The following is a 19,060-nucleotide window of genomic DNA, read 5'->3' on the forward strand; positions in this document are numbered from 1 at the left end:
GCAATGCCGATCGAGTTCACGCATGTTCCCGGTAAAACGCATGCCGCCGACGCCGGTTCGGCCGTTCCGTTCTTCTATGATTTCGTCGAGACGCCGACAAAGCTGTCGCTGATCGAGGATTCCGGCTTCCAGAACATCGTCGTCGACGACCCGGCCGGGCTGTTGACCAATATGGACATCGCCGCCCAGGCGCTGGACCGCACCTCGTCGCTGGAAGTGGTGCTGACGCACTGGGCCGGCGTGATCGCGCCTGCGGTTGCGGCGCGGCAACTGGCGGCGCTCGACGCCAGGAGCGGCGGCCGGCTGGCGCTGAGGATGCTGAGCGAGCCGCTGGATGACGACGATGCCGAGACGCGTCCGGTCGGCCACACCGTGGTCTGGCAGCGCATCGACGAATATCTGGTGCTGCTGAAGCGGCTGTGGTCGAACGACCGGCCCTTCGACCATGAAGGTGCGTTCTACAGCATCAAGGGTGGCTATGTGCCGCGCAAGGGGCCGCATGGCGTCGATATCACCATCCGCATGGGTGGCCAGTCCGGCACGGCGCTGAAGGTCGCCGGCCGCCATGCCGACGTCTTCGAGCTGGCGCCTGGTTCGCCCGACGAGATCCGCCAGCTGATGGAACGGGCGCGCAGCGCCGCCGCCGAGCATGGCCGCGCCGGCAAGCTGCGTTTTGCGCTTCCGGTCCGGGTCCGCTCGGAGGGTGGCGCCTCTACCGTCGGACACAAGGCGGTCGAACTTTCCGGACCACCGGCGCAGATCGCCCTGTCGCTGCTGTCCTATGCGGCGCTGGGCATCAGCGAGTTCATGATCGTTGGCGTCGACAGGCCGCGCGAGATCGCCGGCGTCGGCCGCGAGACGATCGCGCTCTTGCGTAATTCGCTGGCACGCCGTGAGGCGGAGGTGCCGCAGCCCGGCGCGTTTGCCTCGCGGGGCGGGTCGGATATTCACGCAGCTGGGTAGCGAGATCGCGATCGGGAACGCCGGCGGGGACAGCACCCCCCTCTGTCCTGCCGGACATCTCCCCCTCAAAGGGGAAGATTGGCAGCTTGAGCGCCGGCTCTCAACGTTGGTAATTGGCGAAAGCCGACGTGATGTCTGATCGCCCTCCTTGCGGGGGATGCCCGGCAGGGCAGAGGGGTGCTGTCCCGCCAGCGTCTAATCACCACTCAGCACTGCCAGCGCCTCCAACACCGCGTCAGATTCCGTCAGCGTACCAAATACCCCGTCCTCCACCGTCACCATATGCAGCGCCGCGTCATGCGCGTATTGGTCGCCGCTGGCGCAGGCATCGGCGATGGTCAGGCACTGGAAATTGCGGTCGCAGGCCTCGCGCAGCGTCGTGTGCACGCAGACATCGGTCGTGCAGCCGGAAAAGATCAGATGGGTGATGCCGCGTGCGCGCAGCACAAGTTCCAGGTCGGTGTAGGTGAAGGCGCTGTTGCAGGTCTTGTCGACGATGATGTCGTGCGGCGCGACGTCGATGTCGGCGACGATCTGAAAGCCGGGGCCGGAGCGCAGCAGCACGTCGGTGCCTTCGAGACCCGCCCGCTTGCGGCGCCATCTCTCGTACGGCGTCATGTCGGCCATGTCGCCGCGATATCCCTGCCTGGTGTGAATGATGGTGAGGCCGGCCGCGCGTGCCGCTGATATCAGTCGGTTGACTGTCGGCAGGATGGCGCGCAGCGGCGCGGGGTCATAACCCTTCCTGGCGAAATAGCCGGTCGGCGAGAGGAAATCCTCCTGCAGGTCGATGACCAGCAACGCGGTGTTTGCCGGCACCAGCCGGCCGTCATAGGGGAAATCGAACGGTATCGCCTTGATCATCGCAGCCTGCCTCAATTGCTGCCCGGTATCGTGGCCCAGCAACCCTGCGGCCGTCCATCCCTCAGTGCGACGACACCAGGTAGACCGACGCCAGGACGATGTGCCGCTGAGACATCGCGCCGATAATCGTTGGCCAAAAAAGCCATCTTGTTTGTTGACTAGTAAACTCATGTTTTATAGTCAAGCAGGGCACTCGGCCGCCTGAATTGTTTCCAGCGGCTGTGCCGCGTTTGAGAGAAGCCAGAACCAGTGGCTGGATTTCCGGGGTCGACATTCCGTCACCGACCAGCCGATCGTACGTGCAATGACGAAGCGAGGAAGAAGCGTGTCCAGAAATGGTTTGTTGGCGGCGCTGGCCGCGGTCATGCTGTCGGCCGGCAGCGCTGCTGCGCAAGAGCAGCCAAACACGCAGCCCAGGGTGACGACGGAACCCGCTGCAGCTGCCCGGTCGGCGGCCCAGCCTTCCCCGGTCGCAGTCGAACGGCCCGCACCGGCTGCGCCTGTCGCGCCGGCTTCGCCAACTGCCGGGCAGGCGGCGCCGACCGCGCCACAGCCGGCAACCCAGCCCGGTGCATCCGCGCAGGCCGAGCCTTCGGCAATATCGCTGACGCTGCCGCACGATCTGTCGCCCTGGGGCATGTTCATGGCCGCCGACATCATCGTCAAGGCGGTGATGATCGGGTTGGCCTTCGCCTCGCTGGTCACCTGGACGGTGTGGCTGGCCAAATCGCTGGAGATTCTCTTCGGCAAGCTCGGCGCCCGTCGCGCTGCGCGCGCCATCGGCAATGCCGCCACGCTGCGCCAGGCCGGGCGCGCGCTTGGCAACAGTGGCGGCCCCGGTGCGCTTTTGGTGCGGGCGGCCGAGGAAGAGACTGCCCTTTCGGCCGGTGCGCTCGGCCATGTCACCGGCGACGGGCTGAAGGAACGCGTGACGTCGCGCCTGTCGCGCATCGAAGCGGCGGCGGCGCGGCGCATGTCGCGCGGCACCGGCGTGCTGGCGACGATCGGCTCGACGGCGCCCTTCGTGGGCTTGTTCGGCACCGTCTGGGGCATCATGAACGCCTTCATCGGCATCTCGCAGGCGCAGACCACCAACCTCGCGGTCGTCGCGCCCGGCATCGCCGAGGCGCTGCTCGCCACGGCGATGGGCCTGGTCGCGGCCATTCCCGCGGTGGTCATCTACAACGTCTTTGCGCGGTCGATAGCCGGCTACCGGCAGCTCCTTGCCGATGCCTCGGCCGGGGTCGAGCGGCTGGTCAGCCGCGATCTCGATTTCCGCACGGTGCCGCAGGCGCCCGCGCTGGCGGCGGAGTGATGGGCTATGGCGGCTAGAATTCGCGAGGCTATCGATGGCGATCTCGAGGAAAACCACGAGATCAATGTCACCCCGTTCATCGATGTCATCCTGGTGCTGCTGATCATCTTCATGGTCGCTGCACCCTTGGCGACAGTCGACGTCAATGTCGATCTGCCGGGTTCGACGGCGACGCCAGCACCCCGGCCGGAAACGCCGCTGTTCCTGACCCTGAAGGACGATCTGACGCTCGCGATCGGCAATGACAGCGTGCCGCGCCAGGCTTTCGCCGCGGTGCTCGACGGCAGAACCAAGGGCGACAAGCAGACCCGCATCTTCCTGCGTGCCGACAAGGCGGTCGGTTATGGCGAGCTGATGGAGGTGATGAACCTGCTGCGCGGCGCTGGTTATCTGAAGATCGCGCTGGTGGGGCTGGAGACGGTGCCGGCGGACGCATCCGCGGCGCACCGGGGCGCCGCCCCGTGACGCAACTGGCCGCCGCCGCACCCGCGGCCGACCCGCCACGCGCCGGCCTGCGCGAAATTGGCTTGTGGGCGGCTGCGGCCATTGTCATTGTCGGCGCGCATGTCGCGATCGCCTATGCCGTCCAGAGCTTCAGCCTGGCCAACATGGCCGATGGCGGCCCGCCGCCGGCTGTGGCTATCGAGCTGTCGCCGATGATGGTGGCGCCGGCGGTGCAGGAGGACTCGATGGCCGACGTGGTGACGCCTGAGCCGCCGAACCAGATCGAGGAGGCGGTTGCCGAACTGAAGCCCGTCGTGGAGCCCGAGCCCGGTCAGCCGGGGCCGGTCGCCGAGAAGACGGAAGCGGTTCAACCCGCCGCTCCGATCGAGACGGCAGCGGCCGAGCAGCCCGATCAATCGCCGCCGCTGGATGAGGTGGTGCCCGACATCGTCCCGACCATAGCGCCGGATGTGGTCATTCCGCCGCCCCAGACCAAGCCGGCGGAGACCAAGCCGATCGAGAAGGCGAAGAAGGCTGCCGAAAAACCCAAGCCGAAAGCAAAGAAAGAGAAGAAGGAAAAGGCCGCGCCGGCGAAAGCGGTCGTGACCGCCAGTGTCGATCAAAAGGCAGCGGCGAAGGCGTCGGCGCCGAAGGCTTCGCAATCGAGTGGATCATCAGTCAGTGCAAGCAAATGGAACTCCCAGCTGATCGGATGGATCAATCGGCACAAGCGCTACCCGAGCGCGGCAAGGTCGCGGCGCGCCGTGGGTACCGCAAATGTGACCTTCGTCGTCAGCGCTTCGGGCAAGGTGACCTCCGTCCGGCTGACCCGATCTTCGGGGGACGCCGATCTCGATCGCGCCGCGCTCGGCATTCTGCAGGGTGCGACGGTGCCCGCGCCACCGCCTGAGAAGGCCGGTACGGCTGTCGTGGCGCCTTTGATGTTCACGCTGCGGAACTAGAAGCAGCCGGACAAGGCCGATCCCATGACCACGTACTTTCCCGCTTGACTGACCCGCCGGACCGAATACGCTAGCGCAAAATACCGGCCTTGGTCGCCGGGCGGCAAATATGCCTCGTATGCCTCGCCCTCCGGCGCTGGCTGCGGGGCATTGTCATTTCTGAGGATCGGTTTGAAACGGCGTATCGAGATCGGCATCCTGTATTCCCGCTCGGGCAGCTACCAGTTGGTCTCCGATGCGTGCCGGATGGGCGCCACGCGCGCCATCGCCGACATCAATGCCGATCGGAGCTATGGCATCGAACTGGTTCCGGTCGAGCGCGATCCGCAAAGTAATGCCGATCGCTACGCGACTTTGTGCGAGGACATTTTCAGGACCAGCAGCGCGCGCCATGTCGTCGGTTGCGTCACCTCGTGGAGCCGCAAGGAAACCATCCCGGTGCTGGAGAAGGCCGGCGGCATGCTCTGGTATGCCTGCCCCTATGAAGGGTTCGAGGCCAACGAGCATGTCGTCTACATGCACGCCTGCCCCAACCAGCATCTGGTTCCGCTGATGGCGCATGTCGTGCCGCGTTTCGGCGCCAACGGCTTCCTGCTCGGCTCGAACTACATTTGGGGCTGGGAGATGAACCGCGTGGCGCGCGACCTGATCGCGGATGCCGGCGGCAAAGTGCTGGGCGAGCGCTATCTGCGCATCGGCGAGACCGACGTGTCGCGGTTGATCGCGGAAATCCGGGCGACGAGGCCGAGCTTCATCCTCAACAATCTGATCGGCACCTCGTCGTATGCCTTCCTGGCGGCTTACCGCGAGTTGGGCGATGAGGATGCGGCATTCAGGCCGGAAAACTGCCCCGTCATCTCCTGCAACCTCACGGAAGGCGAGTTGCCGGCGATCGGCGAGACAGGGAAAGGGCATCTGTCGGTCGGGCCCTATTTCGCGCCCCGGCCGGCTGCCTTCGCTTCGTCCTTCGAGGCCTCCGCCTATGCCTCGGTGCAGGTGATGGCCGACGTGCTGTCGCGCAACACTGATGCCGGCCCGGCGGAATTTTCCAAGGCCTTCGCCGAGCGGCGCTTCTCCACCCGGCTCGGGCCGATCGCCATCGACGCCCACTCCCAGCACGCGACGCTGCCAGTGATCATCGGCCGGATCGCCGATGGCTTCTTCGAGGTCGTCAGCCAGGAGGATGAGGTCGCGCCGGATCCCTATCTGTCGCGCTACGACCCCGCCAAGACATTCGGCCGTCCGCGTCTGAGGGTGGTGTCATGACGCGGACGCGCATCCCCAATCTCGGCGGCGCGCGGGCTTTCATCCTGCATCGCCCGCATCCGACGGTGCAGGCCATCACCAGGCAATTGTCGGCCATCGGCCTGGCTACGATCGACTGCTGGCCGGAATTGCCGCCGGAAGCTCTCGCCGCCGATTTCGTCTTCTTCGATGCCGATCTCGGTTTCGACGAGCAATTCCCGTGGAAGCCGGGCGAGGCGCCGATGCCGCTGGTGGCGCTGATCGGTTCCGAGGCGCCGGGGCGTATCGAATGGGCGCTGTCGCACAAGGCCGATGCGCAGCTGCTGAAGCCGGTCGGCAATGCCGGCGTCTACAGCGCTCTGTTGATCGCGAGACAGAGTTTCGAGGCCCGAAAACATTTAGCCGGCGAGATAGCGTCGCTGCGCCAGCGCGTCGCCGAGCGCCAGACCATCGTGCGCGCGGTGACGGCCTTGTCGAAAGGCAGCGACGACGAGCGCGCCTATGCACAACTGCGTTCGCTGGCGATGAGCTGGCAGATCAGCGTCGAGGATGCCGCGCGTCGGATCGTGGCAATGACAAGCGAGGAAGCGACGGGGGAAGAAGGCGGCGATGACCAGTCCCATCGCGCCTGATCTACCGGTGCGCATGCCGGTCAAGCCGCGCGCCGGTGTCTGGCGCCGGCTGGTGAAACGCCGCCTGGCGCTGCTCGGCCTGATCATCGTCGCCATTGTCCTTGCCGGCGCTGTGCTGGCGCCCCGGCTGACCGGCTATGACCCCAACGAGCAGATGTTCGACGGCCTGACCATCGAGGGCTCGCCGCTGCCGCCCAGCGCCCAGTACTGGCTCGGCACCGACCTGCTCGGACGTGACCTCTTGACCCGCATCCTCTACGGCGCCCGCACCTCGCTCATCATCGGCATCGTCGCCAATGGCGTGGCGCTTTTGATCGGCACTTTGGTGGGCGTCACCGCAGGCTATTTCCGCGGCTGGATCGGCAGCGCGCTGATGCGCTTCACCGATCTGATGATGGCGTTCCCGGCGCTGCTGCTCGCCATCTGCCTGGCGGCAGTGTTTCAGCCCAGCCTGTGGATCGTCGCCATGGTCATCGCGCTGGTCAACTGGGTGCAGACGGCGCGTGTCATCTACACCGAGACATCGTCGCTGGCCGAACGCGAGTTCATCGATGCCGAGCGCAGCATCGGGGCGAGTGCGCCGCGCATCCTATTTCGCCACATCCTGCCGCATCTGCTGCCGACCATCATCGTCTGGGGCACGCTCGGCATCTCGACCACGGTTCTGCTCGAGGCGACGCTTTCCTTCCTCGGCATCGGTGTGCAGCCGCCGACCGCGTCGTGGGGCAACATCATTTTCGAGAACCAGACCTATTTCCAGGCCGCCCCCTGGCTGGTGTTCTTCCCCGGCGCCGCAATCCTGGCGTTGGCGCTGGCCTTCAACCTGATCGGCGACGCATTGCGCGACATCCTCGATCCGACGCAAAGGGGCCGGGAATAATGGGGGGCCGGTCATGATCGCCTATCTCGGTCGCCGGCTGATCCAGTCGCTGCTCATCCTGGTTGGCGTCTCGCTGATCACTTTTGCGCTGCTCTACCTCTTGCCGGCCGACCCGGTGCGGCAGATCGCCGGCCGCAGTGCTACGCCGCAGACGGTGGAAAACATCCGCCAGCAGCTCGGCCTGGACCAGCCTTTCGTCGTCCAGTATTGGCACTACCTGACGAAGCTAATCAGCGGCGATCTCGGCCGCTCCTACATCCAGCGCTCGGAGGTTACCGAGCTCATCGTCTCGCGGCTGCCGGCCAGCCTGCTTTTGATGGTGGGCGCCATATTGTGCGAGTTGCTGATCGGTCTAAGCATGGGGCTGATCGCCGCCGTCAAGCGCGGCTCCGCCACCGACCAGACCCTGATGGTGGCCTCCTTCGTCGGCGTCTCGGCGCCGCAATTCGTCGTCGGCTTGTTGCTGCTCTACGTCTTTGCCGTGCGGCTAAGCTGGTTTCCGATCGGCGGCTACGGCACATGGCGCCATCTGGTGCTGCCGTCGTTGACCATGGGCGTACTCGGCGCCGGCTGGTATGCGCGCATGATGCGCTCGTCGATGATAGACGTCCTGCGCCAGGATTATGTCCGCACGGCGCGGGCCAAGGGCCTGGCGCGCAGCGCCATCATATTCCGCCACGCACTGCCGAATGCCATCCTGCCGGTCATCGCCATGATCGGCATCGACATCGGCATCTTCATGGGCGGCATCGTCGTCGTCGAAAGCGTGTTCGGCTGGCCCGGCATCGGTCAGCTGGCGTGGCAGGCGATCCAGCGCATCGACATTCCGATCATCATGGGCGTCACGCTGGTGTCGGCCTTCGCCATCGTGCTCGGCAATCTGCTCGCCGACATCATCGCGCCGTTCATCGATCCCCGCATCAAGCTCAGATGAAAATGAAACAGAGAAAGGGAACACAACAATGAAAAAGTTTCTCGCATCCACAGTCGCGGCATCCGCCTTGGCCCTCATGCTCGGCATGACAAGCGTCCGCGCCGAAGACACGGTCGATCCCAACGCCAAGCAAGGCGGCGCCATCACCATCACCTACAAGGACGATGTTGCGACCCTCGATCCGGCGATCGGCTATGACTGGCAGAACTGGTCGATGATCAAGAGCCTGTTCGATGGGCTGATGGATTACGAGCCAGGCACCACCAACCTGAAACCCGATCTGGCAGAAAGCTACGAGATTTCGCCCGACGGCCAGACCTTTACCTTCAAGCTGCGCCATGGCGTGAAATTCCACAATGGCCGCGAGATGACGGCCGACGACGTGAAATATTCGCTCGACCGCGTCACCAATCCGAAGACGCAGAGCCCCGGCGCCGGCTTCTTCGGCTCGATCAAGGGCTATGACGATGTCGCTGCCGGCAAGGCCGAAGGCCTTTCCGGCGTCACCGTCGTCGATCCCTACACGGTGAAGTTCGAGCTGACCCGGCCCGACGCCACCTTCCTGCATGTCATGGCCATCAATTTCGCCCATGTCGTGCCGAAGGAAGAGGTCGAGAAATATGGCGCCGATTTCGGCAAGCATCCGGTGGGCACCGGCGCCTTCAAGCTCGCCGAGTGGACACTCGGCCAACGCATCGTCTTCGAGCGCAATGCGGATTACTGGCACAAGGGCCTGCCGCATCTCGACAAGATCACCTTCGAGATCGGCCAGGAACCGATCGTGGCGCTGCTGCGCTTGCAGAAGGGCGAGATCGATGTGCCCGGCGACGGCATTCCGCCGGCAAAATTCCAGGAGGTGATGGCCGATCCCGAGCAGAAGGCGCGCGTCGTCGAAGGCGGTCAGCTGCACACCGGCTACGTCACCATGAACACTACCATGGCGCCGTTCGACAATGTGAAGGTGCGTCAGGCCGTCAACATGGCGCTCAACAAGGCGCGCATCATCCAGATCATCAACGGCCGCGCCGTGCCGGCTAACCAGCCGCTGCCGCCGTCGATGCCGGGCTACGACAAGGAATACAAAGGTTATCCCTATGACGTAGCCAAGGCCAAGGCGCTGCTGGCCGAGGCCGGTCATCCCGATGGTTTCGACACGCAGCTGTTCGCCATGAACACCGATCCCAACCCGCGCATTGCCCAGGCGATCCAGCAGGACCTGGCGGCCATCGGCATCAAGGCCAGCATCCAGTCGCTGGCGCAGGCCAATGTCATCGCCGCCGGCGGTGACAAGGCCGGCGCGCCGATGATCTGGTCGGGCGGCATGGCCTGGATCGCCGACTTCCCCGATCCGTCGAATTTCTACGGCCCGATCCTCGGCTGCGCCGGCGCGGTGCCGGGCGGCTGGAACTGGTCGTGGTACTGCAATAAGGACCTCGACGCCAAGGCGGCCGAGGCGGATTCTGTGGTCGACCCGGCAAAGGCCGGCGAACGCGACAAGATGTGGAGCGCCATCTACGACAAGGTGATGGAAGACGCGCCCTGGGCGCCGGTCTTCAACGAACAGCGCTTCACCATGAAATCCGCCCGAATGGGCGGCGCCGACAACCTCTATGTCGACCCGGTCCATATCCCGATCAACTATGACAATGTGTACGTAAAAGATGTGCAATAGCTGCGACTACACCATCCATGGGCGCCATCACCATTTCGGCTGGGACAATTCCTTTATCCCGGCCGAGCGGGTGACGCCCGGCGCGACCATCGAGTTCCAGTGCCTCGATGCCGCCGGCGGCCAGCTGAACGCCGACAGCACGGTTGCCGAAATCGCCAAGCTCGACTTCGCCGGGGTCAACCCGGTGACCGGGCCGATCTTCGTCGAGGGCGCCGAGCCGGGTGACGCGCTCAAGGTGACGATCGAGATGTTCAAACCGTCCGGCTTCGGCTGGACGGCGAACATTCCGGGTTTCGGCCTGCTCGCCGACGACTTCACGGAACCGGCGCTGAACATCTGGAAATACGATGCAGCCGCGCTCGAACCGGCGCTGTTCGGGAAAAACGCGCGCGTGCCACTGAAGCCGTTCGCCGGCACCATCGGCAATGCGCCGGCTGAGATGGGGCTTCACTCGGTGGTGCCGCCACGGCGGGTCGGCGGCAATCTCGACATCCGCGATCTCGCTGCCGGCACGACGCTCTATCTGCCGGTTGAGGTGGCCGGCGCGCTGTTCTCGGTCGGCGATACGCACGCCGCACAAGGCGATGGCGAGGTCTGCGGCACGGCGATCGAGAGCCCGATGGACGTCGTGCTCAAGCTCGACCTTGTCAAGGACGCCAGGCTGAAGACGCCGCGCTTCACCACCGCCGGTCCGGTGACGCGCCATCTCGACGCCAAGGGCTATGAGGTGACGACGGGTATCGGGCCGGACCTGATGACCGGCGCCAAGGAGGCGGTGGCGCAGATGGTCGATCTGCTCGCTGGGCGGTATCAGATCGATCCGGTCGAGGCCTATATGCTGGCCTCGGTGTGCGGGGACCTGCGCATCAGCGAGATCGTCGACATGCCGAACTGGGTGGTGTCGTTCTATTTTCCGCGTTGCGTGTTTGAATGACGGTACGTCGGCGCCGCACCCCCACCCCGCTGCTTCGCAGCGACCCTCCCCACAAGGGGGAGGGTAAAGCGCTGCCACCCTACCTCCCCCTTGTGGGGAGGTCGGACCGGAGGTCCGGGTGGGGGTCAGCGCCAAGGTTTGTGCGAATGGTGCGACGGAACCAATCCGTCGCAGGGCTCCACCCACAATGACCCTCGCCGACAACCCCATCCTCTCCATCGCCAACCTCTCCGTCAGCGTGCGCGGCGAGGACGGCGAGCGCGATGTCGTCTCCAACCTGTCGCTGACGCTGGCGCGCGGCGAGACGCTCTGCATTGCCGGCGAATCCGGCTCCGGCAAGTCGATGACCGCGCTGGCGATCATGCAGCTTTTGCCGCAGCCGGCGGCGCGCATATCGTCAGGCATGATCCGTCTTCGGGATGGGAATCGGGGCGACACCGACCTAGCAACCCTCGACGAACGCCAGATGCGGCGCATTCGCGGCGACCGCATCGCCATGATCTTCCAGGAGCCGATGACCTCGCTCAACCCGGTTCTGTCGATCGGCCGGCAACTCACCGAATCAATCGAGGCGCATACCAGCCTGTCGTCGGCGCAAGCCCGCCGGCGCGCCATCGAGGCGTTGAAGGCGGTGCGCATTTCGGAGGCGGAAAGCCGGTTAAAGCAGTTTCCGCACGAACTCTCCGGCGGCATGCGCCAGCGGGTGATGATCGCCATGGCGCTGGCGCTCGAGCCCGACGTGCTGATCGCCGACGAACCGACGACGGCGCTCGACGTCACCGTGCAAGGCGAAGTGCTGGAGCTGTTGCGCGACCTGCAGCGCCAGCATGGCACCAGCGTCATCCTGATCACCCACGATATGGGCGTGGTTGCCGAAATGGCCGACCGGGTCATCGTCATGCGCGACGGCCGCATGGTCGAAGAAGGCACGACATCGGATATTTTTGTCCAGCCGCAGGCCGACTATACGCGCGAACTGCTGGCTGCCGTGCCGCGCATCGGCAGTGGCGTCGGTCGACAGAAATCCAGGGATGCGATCGACGTCTTGAAACCGGCCAATGTCGCCGAGATCAACGACCTGCATGTCCGCTTCGATCTGCGTGGCGGCATCTTTGGCCAGGTCACCCGCCGCGTCCACGCCGTCGAGGGCGTCAGCTTCTCGATCGCGCCCAACGAAACGCTCGCTCTGGTCGGCGAATCCGGCTGCGGCAAGTCGACGACCGCCAAGGCGCTGGCCGGACTGGCGCCGTATAGCGGCGACATCGTCATTGGCGGGCGCAATCTCTCCGGTCTTGGCCGCGACGAGCGCAAGGCGGTGCGCCGTGACGTCCAGATGATTTTCCAGGATCCCTTCGCTTCGCTCGATCCGCGCATGCGCGTCGGCGAGCTCGTCGCCGAGCCGCTGGTGATCCATGGCATCGCCTCGAAGGACGAGCGCCGGGAACGGGTCGCGGCGCTGTTCGAGCGCGTCGGCCTGTCGGCCGACCAGATGGAGCTTTACCCGCACGAATTCTCCGGTGGCCAGCGCCAGCGCGTCTGCATCGCCCGAGCGCTGGCGCTACGACCAAAACTTATCATCGCTGACGAAAGCGTCTCCGCGCTCGACGTCTCGGTGCAGGCGCGTGTGCTCGATTTGCTGAAGGAATTGCAGCGCGAATTCGGCGTCGCCTATCTCTTCATCTCGCACGACATGGCGGTGGTCGAGAACATTTCCGACCGCGTTGCCGTCATGTATCTCGGCCAGATCGTCGAGATGGGCACGCGCGACCAGGTGTTTTCCAACCCGCGCCATCCCTACACCAGGCGGCTGATCGACGCCGTGCCGGTGCCCGATCCGGCGCAGCGCAGAACGCGCTTCGCGCGCCTCGACCAGGAAATCCCGAGCGCCACCCGCAGGATCGGGGAGGCGCCGCTGAAGCTGGCGCTGAACGATGTCGGCGGCGGCCATCTGGTTGCTGCGGAAAGCTGAGCCCGCACTGGCTGGCAGCTGTTCTTTTACTTTGTTGAGTACAACCAAGAACTGCCGTCTCGGGTTTACCGCGTCTTAGGTGGACGGCGGCCACTATACGGTCGGAGTTCTTGCCAAGGGGAAAAATAGTGCTCAAGGCGGTTCTGCAGCTGCTGCCGGGTCGGTTCATGGATGTGCGCATGCGCGTATCCGCCGACTACGAGACGCGCGTCGTGGAGCGGCCCGGGCGCTGGATGAAGGCTGCCGAACTGGAGCAGCTGAGCAGCGATCTGCGGCTGGTAGCGTCCAAGACACTGAAGTTCGGCAGCCTGACCTATGGCGTGTTTTCCGGCGACCGCAGCCGGCTGGAACATTCCATCATCACCATTGTCTACCGGCGCAGCGACCGGCAGCCGATCGCCTTCAACTCGCTGGCGCTGATGGAGATATCGCTCGCCGGCAAGCCCTATGAAGTCTTGCACCTCGGTCTGGTCATGATCGATCCCGACGAGCGCAGCCGCGGGCTGAGCTGGATCCTCTACGGCCTGACCTGCTTCCTGATGTTTTTGCGCAATCAACTGCGGCCGATCTGGATTTCCAATGTCACCCAGGTACCCGCTGTCGTCGGCATGGTCGCGGAGGCGTTCAGCAATGTGTTCCCAGGACCGCATGCCGGCGCGCGCCGCTCGCTTACCCATGTGCTTCTGGCGCGGCAGATCATGGCGCGCCATCGCCATGTCTTCGGTGTCGGCCCCGAAGCTGGTTTCGACGAAGAGCGCTTCGTCATCACCAACGCCTATACGGGCGGCTCGGACGATCTGAAGAAGACCTTCGACGAGGCGGCCAAGCACCGCGTCGAGACCTTTAACGAGTTCTGCCACAAAGAGCTCGACTACACGCGCGGCGATGATGTGCTGCAGATCGGACAGATGAGCTTTCAGTCGGCGCGCACCTATCTCGCCGACGCGGTTCCGCGCGGCTCGCTTGCCGCCCTTGCGGTAGCAGGTGCGGCGGCCACGCTGCAGCGGCTGGTTTTGCCGGTGGTACACTGGGCGGATAGCAGCCGCCAATGGAATGTGCTGAGACCATGGACACGCTGATGGCTTCATCCGTGATGATGCCTGGGTGTGAGCTGATGGGCGCTGACCGATGAACCTCGACGGCACGCTCGTGGCCGACACCATCACCTCGCTGGCGGCGCTGTTCGGGCTGCTGATCGTGATATCGGTCGTCGGCGGGCGCGACACCGGCGATCCGCTGTCGCGGCGTTTTCTGTTCGGTTTGCGGGTGCTGGCGGTGCTGCTCGCCTGCCGAATCCTCGACTGGACTACCGGCCTCGCACTCTTCCGCTTCGTCACCATCGCGGCGGCGGGCCTGCTGCCGCTGGCCGCACTGCTGCTGACCGAGGGGCTGTTGCGCCGGCATGCGCCGTTTGCGCTAAAGTTCTTTGCCGCCGGCGGCGCCCTGCTGTTGCTACTGCTGGCGCCGATCTCGGAACGCTTTGCCGAGCCATGGCGGATGGCGGTACTACTTGCCTTCCAGTTCGGAGGTTTTCTCGCCATCGGCTGGCTGGTGATGACGCGCGATCGCGACAGCCTGTCGGCGGCCGAAAACCGCACGGTCGAGCGCATGGCGCTGTCGCTGCTGTTGATCATTCCGTTCATGGTCACCGACTACCGGCCCGGCCTGTTCGAAGTGCCGGTTCGGCTTGGCGGCATCGCCATCCTGTTCCTGTGCTGGCTGACGATCGGCCTTGGACGGGCAAGCCTCGGCCATCGCGACACGATCGGCGCCTTTGCCGTCATTGCGCTGAGCTCGGTGTTTGCCGGGCTGGCGCTGGGCGGCATCGACGATCTCGGCTGGCGCGGCAGTGTGCAGGGCGTGGTTATCGTACTTTCCGCAACGCTGCTGGCAGTCATCTACAATGACAGCGTCAGCCTCACCGCCGAGAAGCGCCGCGACTCGTTGCTGAAGCATATGGCCGAGGGTGATCTCACCGATTCGGCGCGCTTCCTGCGCGGCCTGCAGAGCCATATCCTAGTCGACGGTGCGCTTATCCTGCCGGCAGCCGACCTCGGTGATTTCGACCTCAAGGTGCTGGCCCGGACACTGGAGCAGGAGCCCGTGCGCTCGCTCGCCGATGTCCAGCCGGATTCACCCGTGGACGAGAACATACGCGAGCAGTTGGCATGGCTGTTCGAGAAATATGAGGCGACCCATGTACTGCTGGCGACGCTCGATCCGCTGACCGTGGTGGCGCTCAACATGCCGACGCTTGCCTCATCGCCGGGCGTGGAAATGGAGCTGCGGGCAGTCCAGCGCATGGCGATGCTGATTTCGCAGCGGCAGGCGAAGGGTTGATCATACTGAACGGGCCGGCTCTTGCGTCGGCCCGTTGCCGTAGCCGGGTCAGGCGGCCTTGGTCTTCAAGGCCTCTTCGTCGCGCACCATTTTTGTCACGGCGGCGAAGTCGAGCTTGCCGGAGCCAAGGACCGGTACCTTTGAGACCACCCGCACTTCGGCCGGGACCATCAGGTCCATGGCGCCGTTGGCCTTGGCGTAGGCGAGGAATTCCGCTCGTGTGGCGCCGGATGCCTCAGTGATGAGGATCAGCTTTTCGCCCTTGCGCGCGTCGGGCACCGTGGCGACCGCCGACAGCGAGCCCTTCCACAATTCGCCGGCCAGCGCTTCGACAGCGGCGAGCGAGATCATCTCGCCGCCGATCTTGGCGAAGCGCTTGGCGCGGCCGCGAATGGTGATGAAGCCGCCTTCGTCGATAGCGACGACGTCGCCCGTATCATGCCAGCCGTCCTCCAGCGGTTCGAGCACGCCGGGCTTCTCGGCCCGGAGATAACCGGCCATGACATTGGGGCCGCGCACGAACAGCCGGCCGCCTTCGTCGACGCCGGGGACCGGATCGAGGCGGTATTCCATGCCGGGCATGATCTTGCCGACGGTTCCGGAGCGATTGTACATCGGCGTGTTGATGGAGATCACCGGCGCCGTCTCGGTGACGCCGTAGCCCTCGAGGATGCGTAGGCCGAACTTCTCCATATAGGTCATGCGCGTCGCTGTCTTGACCGGCTCTGCGCCGGCAAAACAATAGCGTATCGAGCGGAAGTCGTAGGGGTGCGCGGTGCGGGCATAGCCGGAGAGGAAGGTGTCGGTGCCGAAGATGATCGTCGCGTTCGAGCCGTAGATCAGTTCCGGCACGAGGCGGTAGTGCAGCGGCGAGGGGTAGAAATAGACCGGCACGCCGGAGATCAACGGCAGCACCGTGCCCGCGGTCATGCCGAAGGAGTGGAAGATCGGCAGCACGTTGAACACCTTGTCGCCCGAATGGAAGTCGATACGCGACGCCGCCTGGGCGGCGTTGGCCAGGATGTTGCGGTGGGTCAGAACGACGCCCTTCGGCGTGCCTTCCGAACCCGAGGTGAACAGGATCACCGCCGCATCGCCGGGCTTGCGTTTCGCGCGTGGCGTCGACTTGCGCAGCAAGCCGAGCAGCTTATCCTTGAGACTGATGGTCTTTCTGAGATCGTCGAGCCACACGATGTCGACCGAGCGACCGAGTTCCTCGACTACAGCGCCGAGCTTTGCCTGTTCGACGAACGCGCGGGACGTCAGCACGGTGCGGACTTCGGCGGCCTTGCAGGCGGACAGAATATTGGCAGCACCTGCGGTGAAGTTCATCATCGCCGGAACCTTGCCGGCGGACATGACGCCGAGCAGCGTCGCGCAAGAGCCGTTGGCGTTGGGCAGCATGATGCCCAGCGTCTGCTGGTCGGCATAAAGGGTCTGGAACTTCTCACCAAGCACGGCGGCAGCCGTGAGCAGCTTGCTGTAGCTGAGAGAACCGGTGACCGGATCCTGAACTGCGAGCTGTTTCATGCCGCGTTCGTTCGCCGTCTCGATGATCTTTTCCAGTACGGTCTTGTCGATGTCCTGGGTGCGGAAAACGAGATCCGACATCACCTGGTAGAGCGCGGAACCCGCCGCGGCGCGGCGCTTGCGGCCCTTCAGCTCCTGCGGCACCTCGAGCTTGACCGGTTCCAGAATAGTCACCTTGACCTTCGGGAACAGGCGGCGGCGCACATGCTGCGAGCTCAGCCGCGAGAAGTAGGTCTTCTCCAGCCCGTCGATGCGCACCGGCACAACCATCGAGCCGGTCTTGTCGGCAACCATGGCGGCGCCGTCATAGACTTTCATCAGGCCGCCGGTCACGGTGATGCGTCCCTCCGGGAAGATCACCAGCGGGTCGCCGCCCTGCACGATCTTGATCAGCGTGCGGGTCGACATCGGCTTGGCCGGGTTGAGCGGCAAGGCGCGGGCAAGTTTCATGAACGGCTTCATCCACCAAGCCTGGGCAATGGTGTAGTCGATGGCGAAGACCGGTTCCTCATCGGTCAGCGTCAAGGCGAGCGGACCGTCGAGGAAGCTGACATGGTTGAGCGCCAGGATCGGCGCCTTGCCGGCCGCCTTGAGGTTTTCCATGCCCTCGACTTCGAGGCGCAGGAAAGCGCGGAACAGGATGGAGACGAAGTCACGGAAGGGGTTCGTCGGCAAATATTTCAGCATCAGCCAGGCGGCAATCGCATTGGCCGCGACGAGGCCGAACAGGATGCCGCCGGTCGAGACCTTCGTCTGGATCAGGGCCATGATGATGCCGCCGCCAGTCATGAAACCGGCATTGACGATACTGACGGCGGCGACGACCCGGGCGCGCCGCGCTTCGGGCGACCAGGCCTGCACGGCGGCGAAGGTCGGCACCACCAGGAAAGCGGCTGAAATGGCCATGCCGGCGAGGTCGATGGCGACGCGGATCGTGTTTGGGCCGGCGAAGAATGCGCCAAGGGTTTCCGCCTGGGGCGACGGCGTCATGCCGGAGATGGTCCAGGCGAGATGCAGGCCGAACAGGGCGAGCAGCGCCGTGCCGACCGGTGCCGGCAACAGCACGATGCGGCCCTGCGACATCCAGGCGGCGATGGCCGAACCGATGGCGATCGAGACGGCGAACACGGCGAGGTAGACGGTGACGGCCATTTCGTTGCCGCCGAGCGAATCCTTGATCAGGACCGGCAGGAGCGAGAGCACGATGGCGCCGATCAGCCAGAACCACGACGTCATCAGGCCGGCGCGCCAGATGCGCGTGTCGGTGCGCAATTCGGCGACCTGGCGCCAGGTCGAGCGGAAGATGTTCTTGTCGATGACAAGGTCGGGCGCCGCCGAACCGGTGGACGGGATATAGCGGCTGACGAGCCAGCAACCGACGGCGAGCGCCATCATGATCGGTCCGAACACCGCGACGCCGATACCATCGGCGGAAACGACGCCGCCAGCTATGGTGCCGCCGAGAATCGCGGCAAACGTGGCTGACTCGATCCAGGCGTTGGCCTTGGGCAGTTCCTTGCGTTCGAGGTGATCGGGCAGGATTCCGTATTTGATCGGTCCGAACAGCGCCGAGATGATGCCGAACATCAACAGCGCCGTCATCAGCACGGGAATGGACGACAGGGCGATGCCGACGACGGAGACACCCGCCGCGGCGATCTCGGCGAATTTCAGACGCTTGGCTATGAGAGCCTTGTCGAAGCGGTCGGCGAGCTCGCCGCCGAGCGCCGACAAGAGCAGGAAGGGAGCCATGAAGACGGCGCCCGCCAAGGTGACCAGTGATGCCGCCTGGTCCGCCGCCAGCGTGAACAGAATAAGGAACACCAGCGTGTTCTTGAGGAAATTATCGTTGAAGGCGGACAGGAACTGCGTCCAGAACAAGGGCGCAAAGCGCCTGGATGTCATCAGATGAGCTGTGGGACGATTGATCGGGGCGATTTCCATAGCGGCGACTTCCATTGGGCAAGACCGGTGAAAATCCTGACTGGATTGATCAGCGGTCTTGCGCGTTGAGCCTTGTTTAGCGGGAACCCGGTTACACTTCGTTACTGCGGCTGACTTCCATCAGCAACTTCTCGGTCTTGGCGTCTTCCAGCCGGTTGATGAAGCGGCTTGCCTCTTCCGAGTCGCGCAGTGTCTTGGTGATGGTGATCGAGGTGTGCACGAGCATGATGGCGGCCATGGCATAAAACCCCTTGGCGGCGAAGCTCGCCTCCATGAAGTAGATGCCGCCGGCCATCATTGTGGCGGCAACGGCGAAACTGGCCATGGTGAAGGTCTTCCAGGCGCTTGAGTCCTTGGGGGAATAGGTGTTCGGGGTCATCGATATGGTCCTTTCGTTTCAAGGTTAGGTTGGTTGGGCGTGGGTCTGTTTCA

The 19,060-nt window shown here is 64.6% G+C and carries 16 protein-coding genes; 13 read left to right on the plus strand and 3 right to left on the minus strand.

Annotated features, from left to right (window positions below; translation table 11 throughout):
- Positions 1-3: 3 nt before the first annotated feature.
- Positions 4-963 (plus strand): LLM class flavin-dependent oxidoreductase, encoded by a 960-nt coding sequence (locus NL532_RS04830; protein ID WP_023828716.1) that lies wholly within the window; start codon positions 4-6, stop codon positions 961-963.
- A gap of 195 nt (positions 964-1,158) precedes the next feature.
- Here NL532_RS04830 and NL532_RS04835 read toward each other — a convergent pair whose 3' ends face one another.
- On the minus strand, positions 1,159-1,827 hold the full coding sequence (locus tag NL532_RS04835; RefSeq protein ID WP_023686098.1) for a cysteine hydrolase family protein: 669 nt from the start codon (positions 1,825-1,827) through the stop codon (positions 1,159-1,161).
- A 325-nt stretch (positions 1,828-2,152) separates the two neighbouring features.
- Here NL532_RS04835 and exbB point away from each other — a divergent pair, with 325 nt between their 5' ends.
- The 12 genes from exbB (at position 2,153) to NL532_RS04895 (ending at position 15,154) form a co-directional block, all read left to right on the plus strand.
- Complete coding sequence (gene exbB / locus NL532_RS04840; protein WP_023687757.1) at positions 2,153-3,142, plus strand: tonB-system energizer ExbB; 990 nt, start codon at positions 2,153-2,155, stop codon at positions 3,140-3,142.
- A 6-nt stretch (positions 3,143-3,148) separates the two neighbouring features.
- The gene (exbD, locus tag NL532_RS04845; protein WP_023710186.1) at positions 3,149-3,607 is read left to right on the plus strand and encodes a TonB system transport protein ExbD; all 459 of its coding nucleotides are present in this window, start codon (positions 3,149-3,151) and stop codon (positions 3,605-3,607) included.
- A complete protein-coding gene (locus NL532_RS04850) occupies positions 3,604-4,548 on the plus strand; it encodes an energy transducer TonB family protein (protein WP_286487911.1) in 945 nt (314 codons plus the stop codon). Before exbD ends, NL532_RS04850 begins: the two co-directional genes overlap by 4 nt.
- 171 nt (positions 4,549-4,719) lie before the next feature.
- Positions 4,720-5,814, plus strand: a complete 1,095-nt coding sequence (locus tag NL532_RS04855; RefSeq protein ID WP_023693237.1) for a transporter substrate-binding protein — start codon at positions 4,720-4,722, stop codon at positions 5,812-5,814.
- A complete protein-coding gene (locus NL532_RS04860) occupies positions 5,811-6,425 on the plus strand; it encodes an ANTAR domain-containing response regulator (protein WP_023668589.1) in 615 nt (204 codons plus the stop codon). The genes NL532_RS04855 and NL532_RS04860 overlap by 4 nt, the downstream gene beginning before the upstream one ends.
- Positions 6,403-7,305, plus strand: a complete 903-nt coding sequence (locus NL532_RS04865; protein ID WP_023828713.1) for an ABC transporter permease — start codon at positions 6,403-6,405, stop codon at positions 7,303-7,305. The genes NL532_RS04860 and NL532_RS04865 overlap by 23 nt, the downstream gene beginning before the upstream one ends.
- Positions 7,306-7,318: 13 nt before the next feature.
- Positions 7,319-8,239 carry an ABC transporter permease gene (locus NL532_RS04870; RefSeq protein WP_023828712.1) on the plus strand — a complete coding sequence of 307 codons (921 nt, stop codon included), beginning with the start codon at positions 7,319-7,321 and terminating at the stop codon, positions 8,237-8,239.
- 76 nt (positions 8,240-8,315) lie between these two features.
- Positions 8,316-9,911 carry an ABC transporter substrate-binding protein gene (locus tag NL532_RS04875; RefSeq protein ID WP_444849001.1) on the plus strand — a complete coding sequence of 532 codons (1,596 nt, stop codon included), beginning with the start codon at positions 8,316-8,318 and terminating at the stop codon, positions 9,909-9,911.
- On the plus strand, positions 9,901-10,845 hold the full coding sequence (locus NL532_RS04880) for an acetamidase/formamidase family protein (RefSeq protein WP_023828711.1): 945 nt from the start codon (positions 9,901-9,903) through the stop codon (positions 10,843-10,845). Before NL532_RS04875 ends, NL532_RS04880 begins: the two co-directional genes overlap by 11 nt.
- A 187-nt stretch (positions 10,846-11,032) precedes the next feature.
- Positions 11,033-12,814, plus strand: a complete 1,782-nt coding sequence (locus NL532_RS04885; protein WP_023828710.1) for an ABC transporter ATP-binding protein — start codon at positions 11,033-11,035, stop codon at positions 12,812-12,814.
- Positions 12,815-12,942: 128 nt separating this feature from the next.
- A complete protein-coding gene (locus NL532_RS04890) occupies positions 12,943-13,893 on the plus strand; it encodes a hypothetical protein (RefSeq protein ID WP_031202896.1) in 951 nt (316 codons plus the stop codon).
- A 49-nt stretch (positions 13,894-13,942) separates the two neighbouring features.
- Positions 13,943-15,154 carry a hypothetical protein gene (locus NL532_RS04895; RefSeq protein WP_023755962.1) on the plus strand — a complete coding sequence of 404 codons (1,212 nt, stop codon included), beginning with the start codon at positions 13,943-13,945 and terminating at the stop codon, positions 15,152-15,154.
- Positions 15,155-15,202: 48 nt separating this feature from the next.
- Here the strand turns inward: NL532_RS04895 and NL532_RS04900 are convergent, their stop codons facing one another.
- Positions 15,203-18,628 carry an acyl-[ACP]--phospholipid O-acyltransferase gene (locus NL532_RS04900; RefSeq protein WP_023700178.1) on the minus strand — a complete coding sequence of 1,142 codons (3,426 nt, stop codon included), beginning with the start codon at positions 18,626-18,628 and terminating at the stop codon, positions 15,203-15,205.
- A 91-nt stretch (positions 18,629-18,719) separates the two neighbouring features.
- A complete protein-coding gene (locus NL532_RS04905) occupies positions 18,720-19,007 on the minus strand; it encodes a YiaA/YiaB family inner membrane protein (protein ID WP_023668598.1) in 288 nt (95 codons plus the stop codon).
- Between the last annotated feature and the right edge of the window lie 53 nt (positions 19,008-19,060).

It is taken from the genome of Mesorhizobium sp. C120A (assembly GCF_030323105.1).
GTDB lineage: Bacteria > Pseudomonadota > Alphaproteobacteria > Rhizobiales > Rhizobiaceae > Mesorhizobium.

What these genes read in the sequence shown, in the direction of transcription:
- NL532_RS04830 (WP_023828716.1), top strand. Translation starts at nt 4, where the DNA reads ATGCCGATCGAGTTCACGCATGTTCCCGGTAAAACGCATGCCGCCGAC.
- NL532_RS04835 (WP_023686098.1), bottom strand. Translation starts at nt 1,827, where the DNA reads ATGATCAAGGCGATACCGTTCGATTTCCCCTATGACGGCCGGCTGGTG.
- exbD (WP_023710186.1), top strand. Translation starts at nt 3,149, where the DNA reads ATGGCGGCTAGAATTCGCGAGGCTATCGATGGCGATCTCGAGGAAAAC.
- NL532_RS04860 (WP_023668589.1), top strand. Translation starts at nt 5,811, where the DNA reads ATGACGCGGACGCGCATCCCCAATCTCGGCGGCGCGCGGGCTTTCATC.
- NL532_RS04865 (WP_023828713.1), top strand. Translation starts at nt 6,403, where the DNA reads ATGACCAGTCCCATCGCGCCTGATCTACCGGTGCGCATGCCGGTCAAG.
- NL532_RS04870 (WP_023828712.1), top strand. Translation starts at nt 7,319, where the DNA reads ATGATCGCCTATCTCGGTCGCCGGCTGATCCAGTCGCTGCTCATCCTG.
- NL532_RS04875 (WP_444849001.1), top strand. Translation starts at nt 8,316, where the DNA reads ATGCTCGGCATGACAAGCGTCCGCGCCGAAGACACGGTCGATCCCAAC.
- NL532_RS04880 (WP_023828711.1), top strand. Translation starts at nt 9,901, where the DNA reads ATGTGCAATAGCTGCGACTACACCATCCATGGGCGCCATCACCATTTC.
- NL532_RS04885 (WP_023828710.1), top strand. Translation starts at nt 11,033, where the DNA reads ATGACCCTCGCCGACAACCCCATCCTCTCCATCGCCAACCTCTCCGTC.
- NL532_RS04895 (WP_023755962.1), top strand. Translation starts at nt 13,943, where the DNA reads ATGAACCTCGACGGCACGCTCGTGGCCGACACCATCACCTCGCTGGCG.
- NL532_RS04900 (WP_023700178.1), bottom strand. Translation starts at nt 18,628, where the DNA reads ATGGAAATCGCCCCGATCAATCGTCCCACAGCTCATCTGATGACATCC.
- NL532_RS04905 (WP_023668598.1), bottom strand. Translation starts at nt 19,007, where the DNA reads ATGACCCCGAACACCTATTCCCCCAAGGACTCAAGCGCCTGGAAGACC.